Source organism: Blastococcus xanthinilyticus, from assembly GCF_008124835.1.
In the GTDB taxonomy this organism is placed as follows: domain Bacteria; phylum Actinomycetota; class Actinomycetes; order Mycobacteriales; family Geodermatophilaceae; genus Blastococcus; species Blastococcus xanthinilyticus.
The window spans coordinates 111,770-134,971 of record NZ_VNHW01000009.1 but is presented as its reverse complement, the minus strand read 5'-3'; the positions used below and the strand labels follow the sequence as shown (position 1 = coordinate 134,971).

The window sequence follows — 23,202 nt, the reverse complement described above, 5'->3', positions numbered from 1 at the left end:
CTCCGGTCGGTGCGGCGGGTCAGTGCTGCGGGTGCAGCCGCAGCGCCACCAGCGCGACGTCGTCCTGCAGGCCCTCGGGGCGCAGCCGCTCGATGACCGCGTCGCACAGGTCCGGCAGCGACTCCCCCGACAGCTCGCCCAGCGCGGCCCGGAGCCGCGCCATGCCCTCGTCGAGCGAGAGGTCGCGGCCCTCGACCAGCCCGTCGGTGTAGAGCAGGACGGTGCTGCCGGGCAGCACCGTGACCACCGACTCCGAGCGGCTGGTGCCCGCGTCCACGCCGAGCATGAGCTCGGCGCGTTCCCCGGCCAGCTCCTCCACGCTGCCGTCGGGGTGGAGCACCAGCGGCGGGGGGTGCCCGGCGTTCGACCAGCGCAGCCGGGTGCGCCCAGCGGCGCGCTCGGCGTCGGTCTGCTCGAGGCGAACGATGGCGGCGGTGGCCAGCGTGCCCATCCGCAGCCCCTGGATGGCGGCGTCCAGGTCGGTGAGCACCCCGGCCGGGCCGATGCCCTCGCGGTAGGCGATCCCCCGCAGCATCCCGCGGAGCTGCCCCATGGCGGCCGCCGCCTCGGTGTCGTGGCCCACGACGTCGCCGATGACCAGCATCGCGGCGCCCGACGGCTGGAGGAAGGCGTCGTACCAGTCGCCGCCGACCTCCGCGACGGCCATCGCGGGGTGGTAGCGCACCACGATCTCGGAGGAGTCGTGCTGCGGCGGGGCGGTGAGCAGGCTGCGCTGCAGCCCCTCGGCCAGCCGCCGCTGCTGGTCGTAGAGCCGGGCGTTGTCCAGCGCCAGCGCCACCCGGCCGGCGACGTCCCGGGCCACCGAGGCGTCCTCGTCGTCCAACTGCGGGCGATCGGCAGACCGGTAGATGCTGAGCGCGCCGAGGGTCCGGCCGCGGGCGGCGAGCGGCAGGGTCAGCGCCGACTGCGGGCGCAGCGCCCAGAACGCCTCGCTCACCTCACCCGGCGGCAGCGTCGCGCCGACCGTGGCCCCGACGTCGGGGACGACGAGCGCCTCGCCGGAGGCGATCGCCCGCAGCACCGGGGCGTCGGGCGGGAGCGCGGCCAGCCGGGTGCGCGCGTAGCGGGTGACCACGTCGCGCAGCGCCGGGTCGCGGTGCCAGCCGGCGACGTACCGGAGCCGTCCCTCGGGGTCGGCGCGGCTGATGATCACCCAGTCACCGAGCTCGGGCACCAGCAGCTCGGCGACCCGCTGCAGGGCCTCCTCCTCGTGCCGGCCGCCGTCCAGCGGGGCGGACACGGCGGTGGTGGTGTCCGCCACGAGGCCGAGCCGGGCGGTGCTCCGCCGCGCCTGCTCCTCGGCGGCCCGGCGTTCGGTGACGTCGAGGAAGGAGACCGACAGCCCGTCCGGGGTGGGCCAGGCCCGCACCTCGAACCAGGCGTCCAGCGGCGGCGGGTAGTACGCCTCGAACATCTGCTGGTCACCGGTGGCGACCGCCGCCCGGTAGTAGCGCTCGAAGTCGCTGCCGACGGCGGCCGGGAACAGCTCCCAGACGACACCCCCGATCAGCTGCTCACGGGCGGCGCCGAGCACCCGCTCGGCCTCCGCGTTGACGTAGGAGAACCGCCAGTCCCGGTCCAGCGAGAAGAACGCCGCCTTCATCGCCTCCAGCAGCCGGGCGATCCGCACGTCTTCCTGGCGCTGCGGGGTGGTGTCGTATCCTGCGCCCAGCAGCCGCACCGCCGTCCCGCGGTCGTCAGCGACCGCCCGGCCGCGGCCCCGGATCCAGCGGGTCTCCCCGGAGGGCAGGACGACGCGGAACTCCGCCTCGTACTCCCCGACCGTCTCGATCGCGCTCTGCAGCGCCTCCTGCGTGCGCTCCCGGTCATCCGGGTGCACCCGCGTCACGAACGACCCGATGGACTCGTCGAAGTCGGCCCGCTCGTAGCCCAGCAGGGTCAGCATCCGGTCGTCCCAGAGCAGCCGCCCGGTGACCAGGTTCCAGTCGAAGCTGCCGATGCCGGCGGCGTCGATGGCCAGCTCGGTGCGCAGCCGGTGCGCCTCGTACTCCGCCGTGAGCGACATCAGCTGCAGCTCGGTGCTGACCGAGTCGGCGATCTGGCGCAGCAGCGCGACCTCCTGGTCGCTCCAGCTCCGCGGCCGGGACCCGTAGACGCACAGGGCGCCGATCGGCTCGCCGCCGTCCACCCGCAGCGGGATGCCCAGGTAGGCGCCGATCCTCCCCGAGCGGACCGGCGCCCGGTCGCGCACCCGGCCGTCGCGCACGGCGTCGGCCACGACCAGCGGGCCGTCCGTGCTGACGGCGATCGCGCACAGCGAGTCGTCCAGCGGCCGCTGCATGCCGATGCCGCCCGGCGGCAGGCCGCTGCCGGCCACGGCCGTCTGCACCTCACCGAGCAGCGAGACCTGGGCGACCTCGCAGTCGAGCAGCCTCGCGGCGAGGTCGGTGAGGCGCTGGAGGCTGCGCGACCCCATCGCCTCGGCGACCAGCCGGCGCGCCGTCTCGAGGCGGGCGGCCGACGGCGACCCGACGGAGGTGTCGGCGGAGGTCACGGCGGCGTCCCCTCCCCCAGGCCTGCGGTACGCCGCCGGCGGTTCGGTGCCGGGCGGTCGCGTCAAAGGGTTCCACACCAGCGGACCCGACGTGCGCGTCCCGGCACGGAGTGCAGGGGGTGGCGGCCGGGGCGGAGCCCGGGGGGCAGGGGTGGCCCGTCAGGGTGCGGGAGCTCGGGGGCCGGGGCGGGCGCCCGGCCGGGGGACCGGGACCGGTGGCTGGTCCCGGCCCGCGCTCCGGCGGGCGCCCGCCGTGCGGCGGGAGGTGCGAGGACGGGTGTTCCTCCGTCCACCGAGCGCGTTTCCGTGCCTCGCGGGGCGCACCGTCCCCCGCGGAGTCCCGGAGCGCCGGGCGGATCGCCGGACCAGGTTCCCGGGCACGTCCTCCGCGCCGGTCGGTGACCGGGGGCGCTCCCGTGCCGCGGGCCCGGCCAGGAGCCTGCGGTCAGAGACCCGGGCGGACGCGGGGGGCGCGCCGCCGGGCACCGGCAGGGTCCTGTGCTCCACCGCGACGGTTCGCGGGCGCCGGGCAGTCCGGCCGCCGGCGATCCGTGCCTCCCAGGAGGGTCCGCGCGCTCCCGGCGGTGCGGGAGCCGTGCGGGGGGACGAGGCCGGATCGGTCGAGCGGAACGGTCTGCGGGCGCCCGGAGGGGCACCGTCGGAGGTGGGCCAGGTGCGGCCGAGGTCGGCCGGGGGAGGAGGTGCTCAGGAGCCGGGTCGACGGTCCCGGCCACCCGGGGAAGGGAGGTGGCCGGTGCCGGCGTGCTCGACAGGAGAGCGGAGGAACGGCGTGCCGCGGCTGGCTGCCGTGGTCGCGCTGCGGTTCAGCTCGGCGCGGGCGGCGCCGGGCGGGGGTGCGACGAGGGTGCCCGCGGACGGAAGGCTCCGGGGTCGGAGCCGATCGCGGGCCCGGTTCGTCGCGGCGGGAGGGGCGAGCCCCTGACCGGGTAGCCGGCCGGGTCACCCCGGGCCCCGGCTCCACCGCTGCCCCGTGGGGATCGCGGTGCCGGCACCCCGGGGAGGCGGCTCGTCGGGCCGGAGGGGCGGACCGGGAGGGACGGCGGCGTGGACCGCGCCCCGTACCGACCCGAGGACGGCCAGTCCCGCGGCGGACGCGTGCCCACGCGGGGCAGCGGCCGGACCAGGGGTTCCGTGGAACTCGGGTGGGAGGGGCGGGCGGTCGCGTTCGATGCGGCCGTACCGGTCCGCGACCCCGGCGACGAGGCCGGTCCCGCGGGAAGGAGCGCCGCGGCGGGGGAAGGCGCCACGGGCTGGATCGAGGGGGTGCTGGGCAGCTCGCGCAGCACCACGGGAGGGTCGAGGTCGCGCAGCGCCGGACGGGCCGGCGCCGGGGCGGCGGAGGCGCGCCAGGCGAGGTGCTCGCCGTGCGCGCCGGCACCCCACAGCGCCATCCGGTGGCCGAAGGACCGCACGGCGGCGCGGCGGGCGCCGCGCACCGGCGCGGGCGGCTCGGGGGTGCGCCAGGCGAGGTGCTCGCCCTGGTCGCCCGCGCCCCACAGCGCCATGCGCCGGGCGATGCCGCGCAGTCCGCCGAGGGGCCGGCGCACGCGGTCGGGCACGACCACCACGCGCGGCGTCAGGACCGGCGCCGCGGCCACCCGCGCGGCGCGGGCCGAGGGCGCCGGCTGCACCGAGCGCAGCGGCCCGGGACGGGCGCCGTTCCGGTGCACGGGACGCCGGCGCGCGGGGGCACCGTCGGCGCGGTCGAGGACGTCGATCAGCCCGGCCAGCGTGCCGGCCGCCTGGCGCCCGGAGGGGTCGGCGACGGGCTGCCGGACGGCCCGCTGGCTGCTGCTCATGTCGCCTCCCGAAGTCGTGTCCGCGACTGGGGAAGGTGCCGCGGACAAGGAGAAAGGTAGGGATCCCGAGGGCCGGCGAGGCGCTCCTGCGACCCCCTCCCGGAGCCGCGTGACCGAACCGTTGCGGGGTCCTCCCGCACCGGCCGGTGACCCGCCCTCCGGGCCGTGCCCTTGTCGACAGCCCACGCCTGCGCGAGCGTGGGGACGGCCGATCCGGCGGTCGGTCACCTCGGACGGGCCCCGGCGGGGCTGGCGTGTCGGGCGTCTCGCCCGGTCGGGGCACCCGCCGAATTGCCGGACCGGCGGGCCCCTGCCCAGACTCTGCCGGTGAGTGATCATGGAACCGCCGCCGGCACCGAGCCCGCCGCGACCGAACCCACCCGGCTGCGGCGCGCGATCAGCGGCCGGCTGCTGTTCCTGTTCATCCTCGGCGACGTGCTGGGCGCGGGGATCTACGCGCTGATCGGGGTGATCGCCGGCGAGGTCGGCGGGGCCGTCTGGGTGCCGCTGCTGGTCGCCCTGGGGCTGGCGCTGCTCACCGCGGCGTCCTACGCCGAGCTGGTCACCAAGTACCCGCGGGCGGGCGGCTCCGCCGTCTTCGCCGAGCGCGCCTACGGCAGCCCGCTGATCTCCTTCCTCGTCGGCTTCTGCATGCTCGCGGCCGGGGTCACCAGTGCCGCCGGGCTGTCGCTCGCGTTCGCCGGCGACTACCTCGGCGTCTTCCTCGACGTGCCCGCCGTCCCCGCCGCGCTGGTCTTCCTGCTGCTCGTCGGGCTGCTCAACGCCCGGGGGATCCAGGAGTCGGTCCGGGCGAACGTGGTCATGACGGTGGTGGAGGTCTCCGGGCTGGTCCTGGTGGTCGTCCTCGGCGCCGTCGTCCTCGGCCGGGGCGACGGCGACGCGGGCCGGGTGCTGGAGTTCCCGGCCGGGGTGTCGGTGGCCTCCGGCGTCCTGGCGGCGGCCCTGGTCGCCTACTACTCCTTCGTCGGGTTCGAGGTGTCGGCCAACGTCGCGGAGGAGGTGCGCGACGTCCGCCGGGTCTACCCCCGCGCGCTGTTCGGCGCCCTCCTGGTCGCCGGCGTGGTGTACCTGCTGGTCGGCCTGGCGGCCTCCGTGGTGCTCGCGCCGGACGAGCTGGCCGGCTCGTCCGGTCCGCTGCTGGCCGTGGTCCAGGCCGCCGACGCCGGCATCCCCGACGAGCTGTTCAGCCTGGTCGCGCTGGTGGCGGTGGCCAACGGCGCCCTGCTCACGATGATCATGGCCAGCCGGCTGGTGTTCGGCATGGCCGAGCAGCGGCTGCTCCCCCGCCCGCTGGGGCGGGTGCTCCCCGGCCGCCGCACGCCGTGGGTGGCGATCGTGCTGACCACCGCCGTCGCCATGGGCCTCACGCTCGTCGGTGACCTGGGCGCGCTGGCCAACGCCGTCGTGCTGCTCCTCCTGCTGGTCTTCCTCAGCACCAACATCGCCGTGCTGGTGCTGCGCCGCGACCGGGTCGAGCAGGAGCACTTCCAGGCCCCGGCGGTCGTGCCGGTGCTCGCGATCGCCTCCTGCCTGCTCCTCCTGTGGCAGCAGGAGGGCCGCACCTGGCTGCTCGCCGGCGCGGAGCTCGCGGTGGGGGTCGTCCTCTACCTGCTGGCCCGCGCGCCGTGGTGGTCCTCCGGGGAGTCCGCGGACGCCGGGACCTCCCCGGCGGCCTGAGCCCGCGCAGCGCCGGCTGGCAGGATGCGCCGGTGCCCGACCGCATCCCGCTGGTGATCGACACCGACCCCGGCATCGACGACGCCCTCGCCGTCCTGCTGGCCCTGGCCAGCCCGGAGGTGGAGCTGCGGCTGGTCACCACGGTCCACGGCAACGTGGAGCTGGACCAGGTCACCGAGAACGCCCTGCGGGTGCTGCACCTGGCCGGCCGCTCCGACGTCCCGGTCGCCGCCGGGGCCCGGGCGTCGCTGGTCCACCCGCAGCCGGAGCGGGCCGGGCACGTCCACGGCCTGGCCGGGCTGGGCGGGGTGGAGCTCCCGCCGTCCCCGGCGGCGGCGGATCCCCGCCCGGCCGTGGTCGCCCTGGCCGAGACCCTGCTCGCCTCGCCCGTCCCGGTCACCGTGGCCGCCATCGGGCCGCTCACCAACATCGCGCTGCTGCTGGCCGTGTACCCGGCGGCCGCCGACCGCATCGGCCGCCTGGTGGTGATGGGCGGGTCCGCCTCCCGCGGGGGCAACGTGACCGCTGCGGCCGAGTTCAACATCTGGTCCGACCCCGAGGCCGCCCGGGCGGTGCTCGGCTCCGCCGTCCCCACCGTCCTGGTGGGGCTGGACGTCACCCTGCCCACGGTGCTGACCGAGACGGGCATCGCCCGGTTCGCCGCCGCCGGGCCCGTCGGGCGCACCGCCGCGGCGATCCTGCAGCAGTACGTCGACCACGCCCGCGACGCCTACGGGGTCGCCGGGGTGGTCGTGCACGACGCGCTGGCGCTCACCGAGGCGATCGCGCCGGGCACCCTCGGCACCGTGCGGCGCGACGTCGTCGTCGACACCACCCTCGGCGCCGGCCGGGGGCAGACCCTGGTCGACCGCCGGTCGGTCTCCTCCTCCGCCACCGCCGTGGAGGTGGCGGAGACCGTCGACAGCGACGCCGCCGTCGAGTTCCTCGTCTCCCGGCTGGCCCGGCTGGACGGCTAGCGACGGACCTGCGTGCCCTCGACGATGCCGGCCGCGATGTCCCGCAGCTTGCGGTTGTAGCGCTGCGACGCCTGCCGGAGGATCTCGAACGCCTGGTCGGCGTCGACGTGCTGCTGCGCCATGAGCACCCCCTTGGCCTGCTCGATCACCGCGCGCGACTCCATGGCCAACCCCATGTTGCGGGCCTGCTCGACCACCAGCCAGTGCGCATCGGCGTTCGCGACGGCGACCGCGACGACCTCGGCGATCTCCAGCCCCGCGCGCAGCGACTCCGGGCTGTCGAAGGCCGCCACCTGCGTCGAGTAGTTGTTCAGCGCGCCGATCGAGGAGCCCTGGTACGGGAGCGGGATGGACAGCGAGCTGCGCACCGGCGTCTCCTGCACGAGGTGCGCCACGTAGTCGGGCCAGCGCTGCTCGACGTGCATGTCGTCGACGCGCAGGAGCACACCGCCGCGGCCGGCGTCCACGCAGGGCCCGCCGCCGTGGGCGTACTGCAGCTCGTCGGCGTCCAGGGCCATCTGGCCGTGGTGGGCCGCCGTGAACGGCCGCTCGTTGCGGATCAGCGTGATGGACGACGCCTCGGCCCCCGGGATGCCCCGCGCGGCGATGCGCGTGACCTCGGTGAGCACGTCGGTCAGCTCCCGGTCCACCAGGGTGACGCGGCTCAGGTCGCGCAGCAGCTGCTCCATGTCACAGATTGTGCCTGCTCGGCGTGCCCGGACCCGCCCCCCGCTGCGCCGCGGTTGCGCATCGGCCAGGATGGGGCAGCGGCCGGGACCACCCGGTACCGCCCGCGCAGCAGACGCGAGAGGAAGCGATGGCCGACGAGCTGGCCCCCGACGCGTGGCCGAGCGCGCCCGTCCCCTCGGTTCCCGGCGACGTCTGGCATTGGCAGCTGGAGGCCATGCACGTCGTCTCCCGGGTGCGCACCGATCTCCGGGCCCGCATCGCGCACCCGTCGGTCTCCTCGGCCTCGACCGAGGACGCCCGCGACGGCCTGCTCCTGGTCTTCGAGGAGCTGGCCTCGAACGCGCTGCGGCACGGCGGCGGTGACGTCCGTGCCCTGGTGGTGGCCGGACCAGCCGGCTGGCTGCTGGACCTCAGCGACGAGGCGCCGGACAGCCCGCCGGTGCCCGCCGTCGACCGCGACCCGGCCCTCGGCGGCATGGGGCTGCACCTGGTGGCCCAGTTGTCCACCGCCTACGGCTGGGAGGGCCGGCCCGGCCGCAAGCACGTCTGGGCGCTGCTGCCGACCGGCCGGGAGCCGGTCGAGCCGTTCCGCGACCGGCTCCCCGAGCAGCGCTCACCCGGCATCTCCCGCGACTGAACGGACCGGCGTCACCGCGCGGCGGTGGTGACGGCGGCGCAGAACCGGGCGGCGTCGTCCCGCACCTCCGCCATGGGCGCCAGCAGCTCCTCCTGCGCCACCCCCCGCACGGCGGCCCGCAGCCGCCGGTCGGCCGTCCGGGCCCGGCGCCGCGCGCGCAGCGCCACGAGCGGCCGGCACACCAGGGCCAGCAGCAGCCCCGCCAGCAGCCCGCCGGCCAGCAGCAGCGTGGGCAGGGGCAGCCCCTCCACGCGGGGGACCGGCAGGACGTCGTCGAGCTGGAGGAAGCCCAGTCCGACCAGGGCGAGCAGCCACAGCGCCCCGACCAGGGCGGTGGCCAGCAGCAGCCACTGCAGCCCGCCGGCCGCCCGCTGCCACAGGGGCACCCGCTCCGGCCCCAGGTCGGTGCCGGCCACCGCCCGGTCCAGCGCGTCGGCGAGCCGGTCCTCCGACACCTCCGCGGTCCGCCGGAGCTCCTCCCGCCACCCCGGCGCCAGCTCCTCCCCCGCCGCGTCCCGGGCCTCGCGCACCGCGGTGGCCATCCGGGCCCGTTCCACCGCGCCGGTCGCCGGCAGCGAGGTCCGGGCCCGGTCGTCGCCCAGGTGCAGCCGGCCCAGCGGGTCGGAGCGCAGCCGGCGCGTCCAGCGCAGCAGCGGCCAGCCGGTGCGGCCGGTGCCCGCCCGGCGGGTGGAGCGCTCGACCGCGGCGGTGACGGTGGGCACCCCGGCGGCCTCGGCCAGGGCGTCGGCGAGCTCGTCGGTGGTCTCCGCGCCGGCCGCCGACCGCCCCCACTTCCGGTTGCGCCCGGCCGTCGGCTCCGGGCAGTGCACGGCGAGAGCCGCGGCGCTGCCGCGCACGTCGGCGACCAGCCGCTCGGTCGCCGCCCGCCGGGCCCCCACGCGGCGGGCCAGCTCGCCGCGGAGCTCCGCCAGCCCGGCGCCGGTCCGGGCCGAGACGGCCAGCAGGGGCGTGGCCGCCAGCCCCTCCCGGTCCAGCAGTCCGCGCAGGTCCTCCAGGCAGGCGCGGACCGCCTGCGGATCGAGCCGGTCGACCTGGTTGAGCACGACGAGCAGCACGCCGGCGTGACCGGCCAGCGGGGCGAGGTAGCGCTCGTGGACGGCGGCGTCGGCGTACTTCTGCGGGTCCAGCACCCACACCAGGACGTCGACCAGCCCCACCAGCCGGTCCACCTCGAGCCGGTGCTCCAGGCGGACGCTGTCGTGGTCGGGGAGGTCCAGCAGCACCAGCCCGTCCAGGGCCGGCTCGGGCTCCCGCCGGTGCCGGCGGGGCACCTCCAGCCAGTCCAGCAGCCGGTCAGCCCCGTCGTCGGGGCCGCCCCAGACGGTGGCGTGCGCGACGCCGGTGGTCGGCCGGCGGACGCCGGGGGTGCTCACCTCGCTGCCGGACAGCGCGTTGAACAGCGTGGACTTGCCGCTGCCGGTGGCTCCCGCCAGCGCCACGACCGTCGCGTCGCCGAGGGCCTCGCGGGCCCCGGCCTTGGCCAGCACGGCCCGCGCCCGGCCCACCTCGGGGGCGTCCAGCCGCCCCTCGGCCACCTCCACGGCCTCCCGCAGCGCACCCAGCCGGTCCGCCAGGCTCCGGTCCGCGCCCCTCATGCGCCCGCCCGCCGGGCCCCGGCGAGCGCCGCGGTCGCCGCGCGCAGCTCGTCGGCGGCCGCCGGGCCGGGGGCCACCGCGGCCACCCGCGCGTCGAAGCGGTCCTGCTCGTAGGCCAGCAGGCCGTCGGCCCGCTCGCGGAGGTCCGCGCGGGCACGCTCCGCCAGCGCGCGCACCGCGGCGTCCCCGAACACCGCCTCGAGGACCCGTTGGCCGATGGCGGTCGTGCCCCCGGCCACGGCCACCTCGCCCCCGAGCAGGCCGCCGGTCTGCGCGAAGACCGCCACCATCACCACCGCGCCGGTCCCGCTGACCCCCCAGGACAGCAGTCGCGCCTTCGAGCGCTTGTCCGCGCCCTCCTCGCGGACCAGCTCGAGCACCGCGCCCTGCCAGTCCCGCACCTGCGCCGCCGCCGCCTCCGGGAAGTCCGCCGACACCCGCGCCAGCTCCCGCTCCTCCCCGGCGAGCAGCGGGGGCCCGGCCGGGAGTGCGCGCCAGGCGGTGACGGTCCGCTCGGCCGCCCGGTCCGCCTCGGCGCGCAGCAGGTGCTCCACGCTGCTCTCCAGCGCCCCCCGCAGGCTCTCCGCCGGGGCCGGCCGGCCGGTCAGGGCGGCGGCCAGCCGGTCCCGCGCCCGGCCGACCCGCTGCTGGAGCGACCGCATCCACTCGCCGGTGCCGACGAACTCCTGCCAGCGCGCCAGCACCTCCCCGCGCAGCAGGCTGCCGCTGCGGATGCCCTCGTCCACGCCGTCCCGGGCCCCGTCGTAGGCGGCGGCCGCGGCGTCCCGCAGGGCCCCGGCCACGGTGAGCTGCTCCTCGACCGCGCCCACCACCGCGCCGGTGCGCTGCGCAAGGCTGTCCAGCGCCCCCTCCAGGGTCTGCCGGACGACGGCCGCGCGCTGCTCCTGGTCGGCGGCCAGCCCGTGCAGCCAGCCGCGCAGCGGCGCCACCTGGTCGTCGGGCAGCCGGCCGTCGGCGAGCGGGCGTTCCTCGACGACGAACAGGCGGGCCGACGCCAGCCCCGCGCGCTCGAGCATGCCGGCCAGGTCCGCGGCGACCTCCGCCGACGCCTCCGGCGGCACGCGGTCCAGGACGACGGCCAGCGCCGTCCCCCGCTCCTGCGCCGTGCGCAGCAGGTCCCACGGGACGGCGTCGGCGTAGCGGGCCGCCGTCGTCACGAAGACCCACAGGTCCGCCGCGGCCAGCAGCTGCCCGGCCAGGTCGCGGTTGGACGCGACCACCGAGTCGACGTCCGGTGCGTCGAGCAGGGCCAGCCCCGCCGGGACGTCGTCCCGGACGACGAGCTGCACCGTCCCCGGGCCGCCGTCGCCGCCGGTGACCCGGGCGAGGCCCGGCAGCACCCGCTCGCCGGCGAAGCTCGCCGCGTCGGCCCGCGAGCAGACCAGCACCGGGGCGCGGGTCGTCGGCCGGAGCACGCCCGCGGTGGTGACCGGGGCGCCGACCAGGCTGTTGACCAGGGTGGACTTGCCGGCGCCGGTCGAGCCGCCGATGACGGTGAGCAGGGGCGCGTCCAGGTCGCGCAGCCGGGGCAGCAGGTAGTCGTCGATCTGGTCGACGACCCCCCGGGCGGCGCGGACGGCGGGATCCCGGCCGGGGGTGGCCAGCCCGAGGGGGGCGGCGGCCAGCCCGTCGCGGAGGAGCGTCAGCGCGTCGGGCAGGCGGGTCGGGGGCGGGCTCACGCCTGCTGCTCTGCCCCGCGACGCGGTCGGCTACCCGCCGGTTCGCGGTCGGGTCAGTCGGCGAGCCGGGCGCGCTCCTCGCGGAGGGCCTGGAACACCCGCCGGCGGACCCGGTCCTGCTCGCGTTCGGGGATGTCGACGAACCGGATGCTCATGATCCAGCGGGTGGCCCTGGTCTGCAGCCGGATGACCTCGGCCCGGGTGCGCAGCGGGCCGTCCTCGAAGGCGATCGTCAGGGCCAGCGTCGTGCCCGCCTCCGGCGCCAGGCCGAAGCCCTCGAACTGCGCGCGGATGCCGGCCTCGCTGACGTCCAGGGTCTTCCCCTCGAGGTCCACGCCGCCGTACGTGGCCTGCACCGGGACGGTGACCTGGCCGCGGACGGCGGCCCGCCGCTGGCTGTGCTCGGCGGGGCCGGTGACGGTCAGCCGCCAGCGCACGACCGCGCCCTGCTGGACGTCGAGCACGTCGGCCGGCAGCGCGCGATAGCCGTCGTCGCCCTTCCAGAAGACCTCGACAGGGTCCCCGGGCTGCACGACGGTGTCCGCGACGTACTCCCCCGCCGAGGGCCGGACGGAGATGACGCCCTCGTGCACCACCTCGACCCGGGCGCTGACGGCGACGTTGCTGCCGGCCAGCCGCACCTCCGCCTCGGTCTGCTCCGCCGGGTGGTCGACGCCGGGAACGCTGCTCATGGAACCTCTCCGCTCAGGACCTCGGGCGGGCGGCCGGTCCGGTCGCCGCACCCGCGCGGGAACCGTAGCCGCCCTCCCCCGGCCGGCCGCGTCCCGGTCCGGCGACGCGCCGGGGCGCCACGCCGTGCTCGCGACGTGCCGGTACCCCGTCCCGGAGCCGGGACGGGGACCTGCTCAGCCGGCGCGGCGGGCGGTGAAGCCGGCGACGAACTCGCGCAGGCTGCGGGTCGGCCGCAGCCAGGCGCCGTCCGGCGGGAGCGCGTCGAGACGGACCCGGTCGAGCGGCTCGGTGAACGCGCCGGGCACGTCCTCGATGTCGATGAACTGGAGCAGGTCCGAGCCGATGGCGTACCCGGCCACCTCGCTGAAGGCGACGACGACGACCTCGGTGCCCTGCCGGACCAGCTCCTCGAGCGGCTCGGCGAAGTTGCGCCCGTCGCCGGAGAAGACGACCAGCCGCCGCAGCCGGTGGCTGTGCTGCCGGACGGCGATGTGGTCGAGCATGTCCTGGTCGATGTCGTCGTCGGGCTGCTGCTTCGGCCGCGCGAACACCGAGTAGCCGAACCCCCGGAGCGCCTCGACCCAGCGCTGCAGCGACCCCGGCTGCGGCGGGATGTTGGCGAATACGCAGGCCTCGACGTCGGAGGCACCGGGATCGCCGGCGCCCTCGACGAACCAGGCCGCGATCGCGTCGAACCGGGGCCGGGACGCGGCCGTGGGCCGGGCGCCGATGACCGTCGACAGGGTCATGTCGATGTTCGGGGCGTCCCAGATCAGCAGGTCCAGCGGCGGACGCGACCGGCCGTCGTCGGCGGCGCGCTCCGGCTCGCCGCCCTGCTCGGCCGGGGCCTCGGGAATGTCCAGCACGGGCACAGTGTGCCCGGCGCCGACAGCGGCCGTCGCCGGGGGCGGTGCGCCCGGAGCGCCGGGGTAGGGGACGGCGGCGGCACCCGGGTCCGGGGCGGCGGGCGGCGGTGGGCCGGCCGGGGAGGTGGCCCGCCGCGCGCGTCGGCGGACGATCACCGGGCGGAGGGGACGACCTGCCCGGCGGCCGCCATCGCGCAGACGTCGCCCCCGGCGCGGCGGACCTCCTCCAGCCAGGTGGGGACCCGGTCGGCCGGCATCGGGTGGCCCAGCAGCCAGCCCTGCGCGAGGTCGCACCCCGCGGCGCGCACCATCCGCAGGTGCTCGGGGGTCTCGATCCCCTCGGCCACCGAGCGGATGCCCAGCGTGCGGGTCAGGCCGACGATCGCGGCCAGCACCGCGCCGGTGTCCCCGGCGGCCACCCGCTCCGCGGCGGCCAGCAGCGAGCGGTCGATCTTCAGCGTGCCGATGGGCAGCGAGAACAGCTGCGCCAGCGAGGACCAGCCGGTGCCGAAGTCGTCGATCGCCACCCGGACCCCCAGCCGGCGGAGTACGGCCAACTGGTCCTCGGCGCGGGTGGGGTCCTCGGCCACGCTTGTCTCGGTCAGCTCCAGGACCAGCTGGTCGGCCGGCAGCCCGGAGTGCTGGAGGGCCACCCGCACGTCCCGCACCAGGGTCTCGGCGGAGAAGTGCCGCGCGCTGACGTTGACCGACATGCGCAGGTCCATGCCCCGGTCCGCCCACTCGGCGGCCTTCCGGGTCGTCTCCCGCAGCAGCCAGCGGGTGATCGGGATGATCTGGCCGGTCTCCTCGGCCACGGAGAGGAAGGTGTCGGGGGCGAGCAGGCCGCGCTCGGGGTGCTGCCAGCGCACCAGCGCCTCCACCCCGTCCACCTCGCCGGTGTCCAGCCGGACGACGGGCTGGTAGTGCACGACCAGCTGGTCGATCGCGTCGCCGCGCAGCCGGGTGGCGACCTCCAGCCGCCAGCGGGCCGCCTCGCGCAGGGCCGGTGAGAACAGGTGGACGCGGTCCCGCCCGGAACTCTTGGCCGCGAACATGGCCGCGTCGGCGTCGCTGAGCAGGTGGTGGGCGTCGCGGACCTCGGAGCGGGCGACGGCCACCCCGATGCTGGCGCTCAGCGGCACCGAGATCTCGCCGGCGGTGAAGGGCCGGGCGAACGCCGTCTGGAGGCGGAACGCCAGGGTGGCGGCCTCCGAGGCGTCGCAGCCGTGGGCGAGGACGACGAACTGGTCGGCGCCCAGCCGCGCCACGGTGTCGCCCGGGCGCAGCTGCTCGGAGAGCCGGCCGCCCACGAGCCGCAGCAGCTCGTCACCGACCTGGTGCCCCAGGGAGTCGTTGACCGTCTTGAACGCGTCCAGGTCCAGGACCAGGAGTGCGACACCTTCGAGGTGGTCGGCGCCCAGTGCCTCGGTGGTCAGCTCCAGCAACCGCGCGCGGTTGGGCAGCCCGGTGAGGTCGTCGTGCCGGACCTTCCAGAGCAGCTCGTCGCGGGCCCGCACCTGGTCGGTGATGTCGGTGTGGGTGACGACCACGCGGCCCGCCGCGTCGACCCGGGTGGCCTGCAGGTGGAACCAGAGCTTCCCCTCCCGCGTCGTGGAGGCGTAGTCGAGCCCGAAGGAGCGGCCGTCGGAGTTCGCGGCATCAGTGAGCAGCGACCGGAGACCGGTGGCCAGATCGTCGTGCGCAGCGGGTTCCAGGCTGCGGATCATGCTCGCCAGGTAGTCCTCACCCGGCCGCCCGGGCCAGATCCCGTCCGGCAGCAGCCGCCGGCCGTTGCGGTCCCAGGCGCCGTTCGTCGACAGGATCCGCCCGTCCGGCCCGACGAGGACCGTGGGCGAGGGCAGCGCCTCGAGCACGGCGGCCAGCTCGCGGAGCTGGGTGTCGCGGTCGTCGTCGCTGCGCCGGCGGGTGTCGATGTCCCGGAAGAGCACGGCCGCGCCCGCGGGGTCGGCGAACACCCGCACCTCGTACCAGCGGGACGACGGTTCGTAGAAGAAGTGGAACTCGCGCGAGCGGCCGTCCTCGAGCACTTGTCGGTACTGCTCCTCGGCGAGCGAGCCGCGCAGTCCCGGGAAGGCTTCGCGGGCGTCCCGGCCGAGCAGCTCGTCGGCGCGGTGCCCCAGGAGCCGTTCGGCAGCCTCGTTGAGGTAGGCGAAGCGCCCCTGGTCGTCCAGCCGGTAGACGGCGTCGGGGACACCGCTCAACGGGTCCGCCCGGACCCCGGAGGGCCGGTCGTCGCCAGAGTGCACGCTGCCCGCTCTCGTCCAGTCGTCGTCCGTCCGCATCCACGGACGCCGGGCACCCACCACCCCGGAAGTTCGACGGGCAGCACGTGGACCGTCCCTGAGGGTAGTAGCCCACGCGTCCTCAGGGCAGGGCGATGCCGGCCCGCGTGACGATCTCCCCGGCGGCGGCGCCGGCCGGCAGCGTGCCGAGCACCGTGCCCGCGTCGCTCCCCAGGCGGGAGGCGCAGAAGGCGTCGGCCACGGCCGGCGGGGCGTACCGGAGCAGCAGCGAACCCTGGAGGCAGAGGGCGACCAGCCCGGCGATCCGCCGGGCCCGGAACGGCAGCCCGTCCCGGTTCCCGAGCTCCGCCGACAGCCGCTTCACGGCGTCGTCGAACCGCGGGTCGGCGCCGCGGGCGAGCTCGATCTCGGCGGTGACGGCGGCCAGCGACTCGCCCGAGCGCTCCAGCGCCCGGAGGACGTCGAGGGCGATGACGTTGCCCGAGCCCTCCCAGATGGAGTTCAGCGGCGCCTGCCGGTACAGCCGGGGCAGGCCCGACTCCTCGACGTAGCCGTTGCCGCCCAGGACCTCCATCGCCTCGGCCACCGCTCCCGGCGTCCGCTTGCACACCCAGTACTTGGCCGCCGCACCCGCCAGCCGCAGGAACGCCGCCTCGCCGCCGTCCACGGCCGCGGCCAGCCGGACCGCGAGCGCGGTGGCGGCCTCGCTCTCGACGGCGAGGTCGGCCAGCACGTTCTGCATGAGCGGCTGGTCGGCGAGGCGGGCGCCGAAGGCGGAGCGGTGGCGTGCATGGTGGATCGCCTGGGTGAGCGCGGCCCGGACGGTGGCCGCGGAGCCCAGCACGCAGTCCAGCCGGGTCATGTTGACCATCTCGATGATCGCCGGCACGCCCCGGCCGGGCTCGCCCACCAGCCAGCCGGTGGTGCCGTCGAACTCCACCTCGCTGGAGGCGTTGGACCGGTCACCGAGCTTGTCCTTGAGCCGCTGCAGGCGGAAGACGTTGCGGCTGCCGTCGGGGAAGACGCGCGGCACCGCGAAGCACGACACCCCCTCCTCCAGCTGGGCGAGCACCAGGAACAGGTCGCTCATCGGCGCGGAGGTGAACCACTTGTGCCCGGTGAGCCCGTGGCTGCCGTCGGCCCGGGCGACCGCCCGCGTGGTGTTGGCCCGGACGTCGGAGCCACCCTGCTTCTCGGTCATTCCCATGCCGGCGACGAGACCGCGCTTGGCCGTGGGGTCGGTGAGCCCGAACTCGTAGGCGCGCGCGGTGAGCCCGGCCTCGTAGCGGGCGGCGACCGCCGGTGCCCGGCGCAATGCGGGGACGACGGCGTAGGTCATGGTGACGGGGCAGCCGTGCCCCATCTCGACCTGCGTCCAGCCGAGGTAGCCGACGGCGCGCCGGACGTGGGCGTGCGGGGACGGGTCGGCCCACGGCGCCCCGCCGAGCCCGTGCTCCATGGCCACCCGCATGAGCTCGTGCCAGGCGGGGTGGAACTCGACCTCGTCGATCCGGTGGCCGTACCGGTCGTGCGTGCGCAGCTTCGGCGGGTTCTCGTTCGCCAGCCGGCCCCACTCCCGCGCCTGCTCGCTGCCGGCCAGCCGGCCCAGGCCCGCCAGCGAGCCCAGCGTCGCGGCGTCGGCGTGCCGGAGGCAGGCCTCGGACAGCGCCGCGTCGCCGGCGATCGGGTCGTGCCCGGTCAGCGGCGGCACCTGGTTGGTGACCTCGTGGGTGGCGGTCATGCCCGCACGGTAATCCGGCGCGTGGCCGGGGCCACCGTTCCCCGGCGGGCCGACGCCGGGAAGCGGTCAGCGGCGCACGAGGCGGCCCAGTGCGAGGCGCGCCGGCGGAGCGTAGGCGAGGACGAGCGGCGCGGGCCCGGAGAGCCGCAGTCCGGTGGTCGTCCCGCCGTGCGGCCCGTCGGACACCCAGTGCAGCAGCGACAGGCGCAGCGGGCCGACCGCCACGCGCCACGACCACCGGCGGGCGGCCTCGTCGACGTGCTCGACGGTGACGGGTACCGCCAGTCCCAGCGGGCCGCGCACCCGGCCGGAGACTCCTGCCGCCAGCCGGTCGACCGGCAGCTCCACACCCGTGATCTGCGGCGACCACTCCGGCCAGCGGGCGGGGACGGCGTAGCGCTCCCAGACCTCGTCGGGCGGAGCGGGTCCGGTCGCGTGCACGGTGAGCGTGGTCACGGGCCGGGAGGTGCCCGCGACCGGCACGGCGAACACCTGCGGGGTTCAGGCGGGCGGGCCACCCAGCAGCAGCTCGCGCAGCAGGTGCATCGCCATCGTGACGGACCGGTTCCGCACCGCCGACCGCGAGCCGGGCAGCGCCAGCGCCCGGGTCAGCTCGGTCCCGGCGCCGACGACGCACAGGTGCACCGTGCCCACCGGCTTCTCCGCGCTGCCCCCACCGGGTCCGGCCACCCCGGTGATCCCGACGCCGACGTCCGCGCCGAACCGCGTCCGGGCCCCCTCGGCCAGGGCGCGGGCGACCTCGGGGCTGACCGCGCCGTGCTCGGCGAGCAGGCCCGCCGGCACGCCCAGCAGCTGCTCCTTCGCGCTGTTCGCGTAGGCGGCGATCCCGCCCAGCACCGTCGCCGACGCCCCCGCCCGCTCGGTCAGCCGGGCGGCCAGCAGCCCCCCGGTGCACGACTCGGCGGTGGCCACGGTGAGCCCGCGCGCGGCGAGCGCCTCCCCGACGAGGTCGTCGAGGGTCGGTCCGGTGGAGAACACGGTGCCGGCGTAGCGCCCGGCCAGCTCGGCGGCGAACCGGTCGTAGGCCGGCTGCCCGCCGGCGGGGAACCGGGTGACGATCTCCAGCTCCCCCTCGCGGAGGCAGGTGGTGATCTCCAGGCCGGTCCGCTCCGGCTCCAGCTCGCGCAGCGTGGCGGCCAGCTGCGCCTCGAGCGTCCCCCACATCCGGAGGGTCTCCTGCCGCAGCTCGGGCGCGCCCGCGAGGACGGCGCGGACCGGCGCGGCGGCCACCGCCGCCGGCCACATGCCGCGCAGCTCTCCCGGGGGGCCGGGGAGGACGACCACCGGCGGGCCGGTGCGCTCCTCCGCGGGCGGGACCACCAGCCCCGGCGCGGTGCCGACCGGCTCGAGCACCGTGGCGCCGCGGGGCACCATGGCCTGCTTGCGCACACCGGCGGCGGTGGCGTCGGCGTCGGCCCGCCAGCCGCGCCGGGCCATCAGCCGCTCGACGATCCGCGCCACCCGCTGCTCCAGCTCGGGGTCCACCGCGATCGGACGCCCCTGGAAGTCGGCCACCACCTGCGCGGTCAGGTCGTCGGCGGTGGGCCCCAGCCCGCCGGTGGTCAGGAGGAGGTCGACCCCCGTGGACGCGAGGAAGGACAGCGCCGACGTGACGTCGCCGGGGCGGTCGCCGACGACCACGACGTACCCGACGTCGACCCCCAGGCGCCGCAGCTCCTCGGCCAGCCAGGGACCGTTGCGATCGGGCACCCGCCCGGTGAGCACCTCGGTCCCGGTGACGACGATGCCCGCGCGCATGACCACGACCCGACCCTAGGCGCGGCGGTTCCGGGGAGCAGGCCGGACCTCCCACCGGGTGGCACCCCGACCATCGACCGCGCCGCCGCTAGCGTGCGGGGGGAACAACCCGACCGGGGCGCAGCCCCGGCGCCCGCCAGGAGGCCCCGTGAGCACGCCGTCCGACCCGAAGCCGCCCACTCCGGACGCCGACCCCGCGCAGCCCGCGACGGCCGAGCTCCCGGTGACGCCACCGGCCTCGGCGCGGACGACGATCCAGCAGCTCCCGCCGCCGTCAGCACCCGTCCCGCCCCCTGGCGCGGCGCCGAAGGGCGCCACCGCCGCGACCAAGAGCGCTCCCCCTGCGCAGCCGGGCACCGCGGCGCAGCCGGGCACCGCCGCCCCGCAGGCCGGCCCCGCCTCCGCGGCCCAGCCCACCGGGCCGGTCGGCTTCATCCCCGGGTTCCCCGATCCCGCGACCCCGGGCGCCGGCCCGTCGCCGGAGGAGACCGGGGCCGGCGACGACCCCGCCGCGGCCACCGCGCCGCGCGACCGCGGCGCCCTCGTCCCGGCCGGGCTGGTCCTGCTCTCCCTGGTCCTGCTGCAGTTCGGGCTGGTGCTCGAGTTCGGCACCGTGTCGTTCTGGTCGGCGCTGCCGCTGTGGTCGCTGTTCGCCACCGGCTGCGTCCTGCTGGGCCTGGCCGCCTCCTCGTCGCTGCTGCCCGCGGGCCGGCGTCCGGCGCCGCGGACCGGCTGGCGCATCGCCGCCGGGGGGCTCACCGGCCTGGCGGTCTTCTGGGTCCTCGTCGTGCTCCCGAACGCCGACAGCGACCGCGGCTTCCTGCACACCGCCGCACTGGCCGCGCTCGGCGGCGCGGTGTGGCTCGCCGCGAGCCGGGACGACTGACCACCCGCGGCTGATCGGCTGGGCCGCGGGCTACCCCGACCGTCCGGCGCCCCGGCCGTTCCCGCGCCCGTTGCCCGACCCGTTCCCCACTCCGTTGCCGTTGCCCGGACCGCCTCCGGCGGCCTCGCTCCGGCCCGGGGAGTCCTCGCCGTCGTCGCCCCCGGAGTCGTCGTCGCCACCGGAGTCCTCGCCGTCGTCGTCCACGGAGTCCTCGCTGTCCCCACCCCCGGTGGGGGCGGGCGGGGCTTCCTGGGCCGGCTGGGTGACCTGTACGGGAGAAGGCACGGGGTCCGGGGAGGGCGTGGGATCCGGGGTGCGTGAGGGGTCGGGCTGCGGCGCGGGCGGGACGACGGCGTACGTGACGGTGACGACCGAGCCACGGGGCACCGATCCGACGGGGGACACCGCCAGGACCGAGTCGGCGGACGCCGTCGTGGTCTCGCGGGCGACCAGGTCCACGCCGAGCCCGGCGGCGGCCAGCTCGCCCTCCACCTGCGCCACCGGCCGGCCCAGGTAGTCCCCCGCCACGAGCACGACCGCATCCGGGGACTCCGACGTGGGAGTGCCCGGATCGGCCGGCGACCCGCCCCACACCTGGAGCGCCGCCACCCCGAGGCCGGCGCCCACCAGCAGGGCGGCCAGCGGTCCCACCAGCCGCCGCGCCGGGCGGTGCGGCAGGCGGTGCGGCAGCGGCCGGGTGGTGCTCCCCGCCGGGACCGGCGTCAGCGGCCGCCCGGCGCGGACGTCGTCGACGGCGTCCCGGAAGGCCGCCCCGTCGGCGAACCGCTCGGCCGGGTCCTTCAGCAGCGCCCGGTCGACCAGCGTGCGCAGCTGCTCCGGGACGTCGGCCGGCAGCGGGGCCGGCACGTCGCGCAGCTGGCGCAGCGCGATCTGCACCGAGTTCTCGCCGTCGAAGGCGCGGTGCCCGGCCAGGCACTCGTAGCCGATCATCCCGAGGGCGTAGACGTCGCTCGCCGGGCCCGCCTTGTTCCCAGCCGCCTGCTCGGGGGACAGGTAGTGGGCGGTGCCGACCACCTGGCCGGTCTGGGTGAGCGGGGCGCTGGCCGCCGACCAGGCGATCCCGAAGTCCGTGAGCTTCACCGTGCCGTCGGAGCCGACCAGCACGTTCCCCGGCTTCACGTCCCGGTGCACCAGGCCGGCGGCGTGCGCGGCGGCCAGGCCGTCGGCCGCCTGGCGCAGCACGTCGAGGGTGCGGTCGGCGTCGAGCCGCCCCTCCCGGGCCAGCAGCTGGGCCAGCGACTCCCCCTCGACCAGCTCCATGACGAGGTACGCGAGCCGCTCGCCGTCGTCGGCCGCGGTCTCCCCGTAGTCGAACACCGCGGCGATGTTGCGGTGGGGGAGCAGCGCGGTGTGCTGCGCCTCGGCCCGGAAGCGGGCGAGGAAGGTCGGGTCGCCGGTGTACTCGCTGCGCAGCACCTTCGCCGCCACCGGCCGCTGCAGCACGACGTCGCGGGCCCGCCACACCTGGCCCATGCCGCCCGTGGCGAGCAGCGAGAGCAGCTCGTACCGGCCGTCGAGCAACCTCGTGGCGGCCGGGGGACGCCCGCTCACGGCAGCGGGGACGTCGTCGTCGACGACGTCGGCGTGCTCGGGGTCGTGGTCGGGGAGGACGACGGAGGCGTCGAGGTGCTGGTCGAGGTCGGGGCCGACGTCTCCGAGGGCGTCTCGGTCGTGGGCGTCTCGCTGCCGGTCGGCGAGGCGGGCAGCGTCGACGTCGGGGTCTCCGGCTCCGACGACGTCGGCGTCGAGGTGGACGTGGACGTCGGGGGCGCCGGCTCGGTGGGCCGGGTGCTCGACGGCGGCGCCGCCGGGGTCACGCCCGCGCCGGTGACCGCCGGGCCGCGCGACCGCTCCTCCTGCTGGGGGGCCGTGGCGTAGCGGACCAGCACCCGGGCCCCCGCGGCCAGCGGCCGGCCGGCCGGCTCGATGCCGGTGACCTGGTCGGGGACGACGTCCTCGCGCTCCTCGGCGCGGACGGTGACGGTGAGGCCCAGCCCGGCCAGCCGCTCGGCGACCTCCCCGACGGGCAGCCCCACGTAGTCCTCCTCCGCCAGCACGATGCTGCCGGCGGTGCGCTCCTCGGCGGCGATGGCCGTGGACCGGGGCGTCTCCTCGATCAGCGACTGCAGCAGCCCGGCGGTGATGCCGGCACCGGCCAGCAGCGCCAGCAGCGGCATGAGGACGACGGCGAGCCGGCCCCGCCGCCGGGCCGCCGGCGGGCCGGCCGTCCCCGGCCGGGTGGCCGGCCCGGCGACCGCCCGACGCCCGCGGCGGGACCCGCCACCGCGGCGGCGGGGCGGCCGCACCGCGTCGCTCAGCACCGTGCTCTGCGGGAGCTCCCGGCCGGCCTCGACGTCGGCGACCGCCGCGGCGAAGCCGGCCCCGTCCTGGATCCGCGCGGCCGGGTCCTTGAGCAGCGCGCGCCCGATGAGCGTCCGGACGCCCGGGGGCAGCTCGGCCGGCAGCGGATCGGGGTCCTGCCGCACCTGCTTGAGCGCGATGGTCACCGCGTTGTCGCCCTCGAAGGCGGGATGGCCGGTGAGGCACTCGTAGCCGATCAGCCCGAGCGCGTAGACGTCGCTGGCCGGGGTGGCGTGCCGGCCCTCCGCCTGCTCGGGGGAGAGGTACTGGGGGGTGCCGATGACCTGGCCGGTGCGGGTGAGGGCGACGCTGCGCGCCGACCAGGCGATGCCGAAGTCGGTGATCTTCACCGTGCCGTCGGGGCGCACCAGGATGTTCCCGGGCTTGACGTCCCGGTGGACCATCCCGGCCCGGTGCGCCTCGGCCAGCGCCGAGGCGGTCTGGCGCAGCAGCGACAGCGTGGTCGTGGCGCCCAGCGCGCCCTCGCGCTGCAGGAGCGCCGACAGCGGCTCCCCCTCGACCAGCTCCATCACCAGGTAGGCGAGGGTCTCCCCCGAGCCGTCGGCGGCCGTCTCCTCGCCGTAGTCGTAGACGGCCGCGATGTGCGGGTGGCTGAGCGCGGCGGCGTGCTGGGCCTCCGCCCGGAACCGGGCCACGAAGGTCGGGTCGCCGGTGTACTCGCTGCGCAGCACCTTGACGGCGACCTGCCGGTGCAGGGCACGGTCGGTCGCCCGCCAGACCTGGCCCATGCCACCCGCGGCGATCAGCCGGGCCAGCTCGTAGCGGCGTCCCAGGCACGTGCGCCCTGGCTCCACCACGGAGGTATCTCCCGTCTGCCCGGCCCGGGCCATCGGGCCGATCCGTTCCCGTCCGGGGCGCACCGCTCCCCGGCTCTCCTTGTCCACTGGTACCACCGC

The 23,202-nt window shown here is 77.2% G+C and carries 17 protein-coding genes; 4 read left to right on the top strand and 13 right to left on the bottom strand.

The window, feature by feature from the left end:
* Positions 1-19 precede the first annotated feature (19 nt).
* The gene (locus BD833_RS14725; RefSeq protein ID WP_166533892.1) at positions 20-2,536 is read right to left on the bottom strand and encodes a SpoIIE family protein phosphatase; all 2,517 of its coding nucleotides are present in this window, start codon (positions 2,534-2,536) and stop codon (positions 20-22) included.
* 824 nt (positions 2,537-3,360) lie between these two features.
* Positions 3,361-4,356: a hypothetical protein gene (locus BD833_RS14720; protein ID WP_166533891.1), complete on the bottom strand. Its 996-nt coding sequence runs from the start codon at positions 4,354-4,356 to the stop codon at positions 3,361-3,363.
* 327 nt (positions 4,357-4,683) lie between these two features.
* Here BD833_RS14720 and BD833_RS14715 point away from each other — a divergent pair, with 327 nt between their 5' ends.
* Together BD833_RS14715 and BD833_RS14710 are read left to right on the top strand one after the other, a co-directional pair.
* On the top strand, positions 4,684-6,054 hold the full coding sequence (locus tag BD833_RS14715) for an APC family permease (RefSeq protein ID WP_208092676.1): 1,371 nt from the start codon (positions 4,684-4,686) through the stop codon (positions 6,052-6,054).
* A gap of 32 nt (positions 6,055-6,086) precedes the next feature.
* The gene (locus tag BD833_RS14710) at positions 6,087-7,031 is read left to right on the top strand and encodes a nucleoside hydrolase (protein WP_166533890.1); all 945 of its coding nucleotides are present in this window, start codon (positions 6,087-6,089) and stop codon (positions 7,029-7,031) included.
* On the opposite strand, the gene BD833_RS14705 is transcribed toward BD833_RS14710, so the two are convergent.
* Positions 7,028-7,720, bottom strand: a complete 693-nt coding sequence (locus BD833_RS14705) for a GAF and ANTAR domain-containing protein (protein ID WP_166533889.1) — start codon at positions 7,718-7,720, stop codon at positions 7,028-7,030. The genes BD833_RS14710 and BD833_RS14705 overlap by 4 nt on opposite strands.
* Positions 7,721-7,848: 128 nt before the next feature.
* On the opposite strand from BD833_RS14705, the gene BD833_RS14700 reads away from it, so the two are divergent.
* On the top strand, positions 7,849-8,358 hold the full coding sequence (locus tag BD833_RS14700; protein ID WP_166533888.1) for an ATP-binding protein: 510 nt from the start codon (positions 7,849-7,851) through the stop codon (positions 8,356-8,358).
* Between the two features lie 11 nt (positions 8,359-8,369).
* Here the strand turns inward: BD833_RS14700 and BD833_RS14695 are convergent, their stop codons facing one another.
* The 8 genes from BD833_RS14695 to BD833_RS14660 all read right to left on the bottom strand — a co-directional run bounded on the left by BD833_RS14695 (position 8,370) and on the right by BD833_RS14660 (position 19,017).
* Positions 8,370-9,974: a GTPase gene (locus BD833_RS14695; RefSeq protein WP_166533887.1), complete on the bottom strand. Its 1,605-nt coding sequence runs from the start codon at positions 9,972-9,974 to the stop codon at positions 8,370-8,372.
* Positions 9,971-11,674 (bottom strand): P-loop NTPase family protein, encoded by a 1,704-nt coding sequence (locus BD833_RS14690; RefSeq protein WP_166533886.1) that lies wholly within the window; start codon positions 11,672-11,674, stop codon positions 9,971-9,973. The genes BD833_RS14695 and BD833_RS14690 overlap by 4 nt, the downstream gene beginning before the upstream one ends.
* 53 nt (positions 11,675-11,727) lie before the next feature.
* A complete protein-coding gene (locus tag BD833_RS14685; RefSeq protein ID WP_166533885.1) occupies positions 11,728-12,366 on the bottom strand; it encodes a flagellar brake protein in 639 nt (212 codons plus the stop codon).
* Between the two features lie 174 nt (positions 12,367-12,540).
* Complete coding sequence (locus BD833_RS14680; RefSeq protein ID WP_243737681.1) at positions 12,541-13,233, bottom strand: NYN domain-containing protein; 693 nt, start codon at positions 13,231-13,233, stop codon at positions 12,541-12,543.
* Between the two features lie 152 nt (positions 13,234-13,385).
* Positions 13,386-15,500: a putative bifunctional diguanylate cyclase/phosphodiesterase gene (locus BD833_RS14675; protein ID WP_243737680.1), complete on the bottom strand. Its 2,115-nt coding sequence runs from the start codon at positions 15,498-15,500 to the stop codon at positions 13,386-13,388.
* A 118-nt stretch (positions 15,501-15,618) separates the two neighbouring features.
* Complete coding sequence (locus BD833_RS14670; protein ID WP_166533882.1) at positions 15,619-17,238, bottom strand: acyl-CoA dehydrogenase family protein; 1,620 nt, start codon at positions 17,236-17,238, stop codon at positions 15,619-15,621.
* 66 nt (positions 17,239-17,304) lie between these two features.
* Positions 17,305-17,694 carry an SRPBCC family protein gene (locus BD833_RS14665; protein WP_166533881.1) on the bottom strand — a complete coding sequence of 130 codons (390 nt, stop codon included), beginning with the start codon at positions 17,692-17,694 and terminating at the stop codon, positions 17,305-17,307.
* A 45-nt stretch (positions 17,695-17,739) separates the two neighbouring features.
* A complete protein-coding gene (locus BD833_RS14660) occupies positions 17,740-19,017 on the bottom strand; it encodes a competence/damage-inducible protein A (RefSeq protein WP_243737690.1) in 1,278 nt (425 codons plus the stop codon).
* 148 nt (positions 19,018-19,165) lie between these two features.
* Between BD833_RS14660 and BD833_RS14655 the strand changes: the two genes are divergently transcribed.
* Positions 19,166-19,903 (top strand): hypothetical protein, encoded by a 738-nt coding sequence (locus tag BD833_RS14655; protein WP_166533879.1) that lies wholly within the window; start codon positions 19,166-19,168, stop codon positions 19,901-19,903.
* Between the two features lie 30 nt (positions 19,904-19,933).
* On the opposite strand, the gene BD833_RS14650 is transcribed toward BD833_RS14655, so the two are convergent.
* Positions 19,934-21,475, bottom strand: a complete 1,542-nt coding sequence (locus tag BD833_RS14650) for a protein kinase domain-containing protein (protein ID WP_243737679.1) — start codon at positions 21,473-21,475, stop codon at positions 19,934-19,936.
* Positions 21,472-23,103 carry a protein kinase domain-containing protein gene (locus BD833_RS14645; RefSeq protein ID WP_243737678.1) on the bottom strand — a complete coding sequence of 544 codons (1,632 nt, stop codon included), beginning with the start codon at positions 23,101-23,103 and terminating at the stop codon, positions 21,472-21,474. Before BD833_RS14645 ends, BD833_RS14650 begins: the two co-directional genes overlap by 4 nt.
* Between the last annotated feature and the right edge of the window lie 99 nt (positions 23,104-23,202).

Excerpts from the sequence above, each read along its gene's own strand:
- BD833_RS14720 (WP_166533891.1), bottom strand. The coding sequence starts at position 4,356 with ATGAGCAGCAGCCAGCGGGCCGTCCGGCAGCCCGTCGCCGACCCCTCC.
- BD833_RS14705 (WP_166533889.1), bottom strand. The coding sequence starts at position 7,720 with ATGGAGCAGCTGCTGCGCGACCTGAGCCGCGTCACCCTGGTGGACCGG.
- BD833_RS14700 (WP_166533888.1), top strand. The coding sequence starts at position 7,849 with ATGGCCGACGAGCTGGCCCCCGACGCGTGGCCGAGCGCGCCCGTCCCC.
- BD833_RS14695 (WP_166533887.1), bottom strand. The coding sequence starts at position 9,974 with ATGAGGGGCGCGGACCGGAGCCTGGCGGACCGGCTGGGTGCGCTGCGG.
- BD833_RS14685 (WP_166533885.1), bottom strand. The coding sequence starts at position 12,366 with ATGAGCAGCGTTCCCGGCGTCGACCACCCGGCGGAGCAGACCGAGGCG.
- BD833_RS14670 (WP_166533882.1), bottom strand. The coding sequence starts at position 17,238 with ATGACCGCCACCCACGAGGTCACCAACCAGGTGCCGCCGCTGACCGGG.
- BD833_RS14660 (WP_243737690.1), bottom strand. The coding sequence starts at position 19,017 with ATGCGCGCGGGCATCGTCGTCACCGGGACCGAGGTGCTCACCGGGCGG.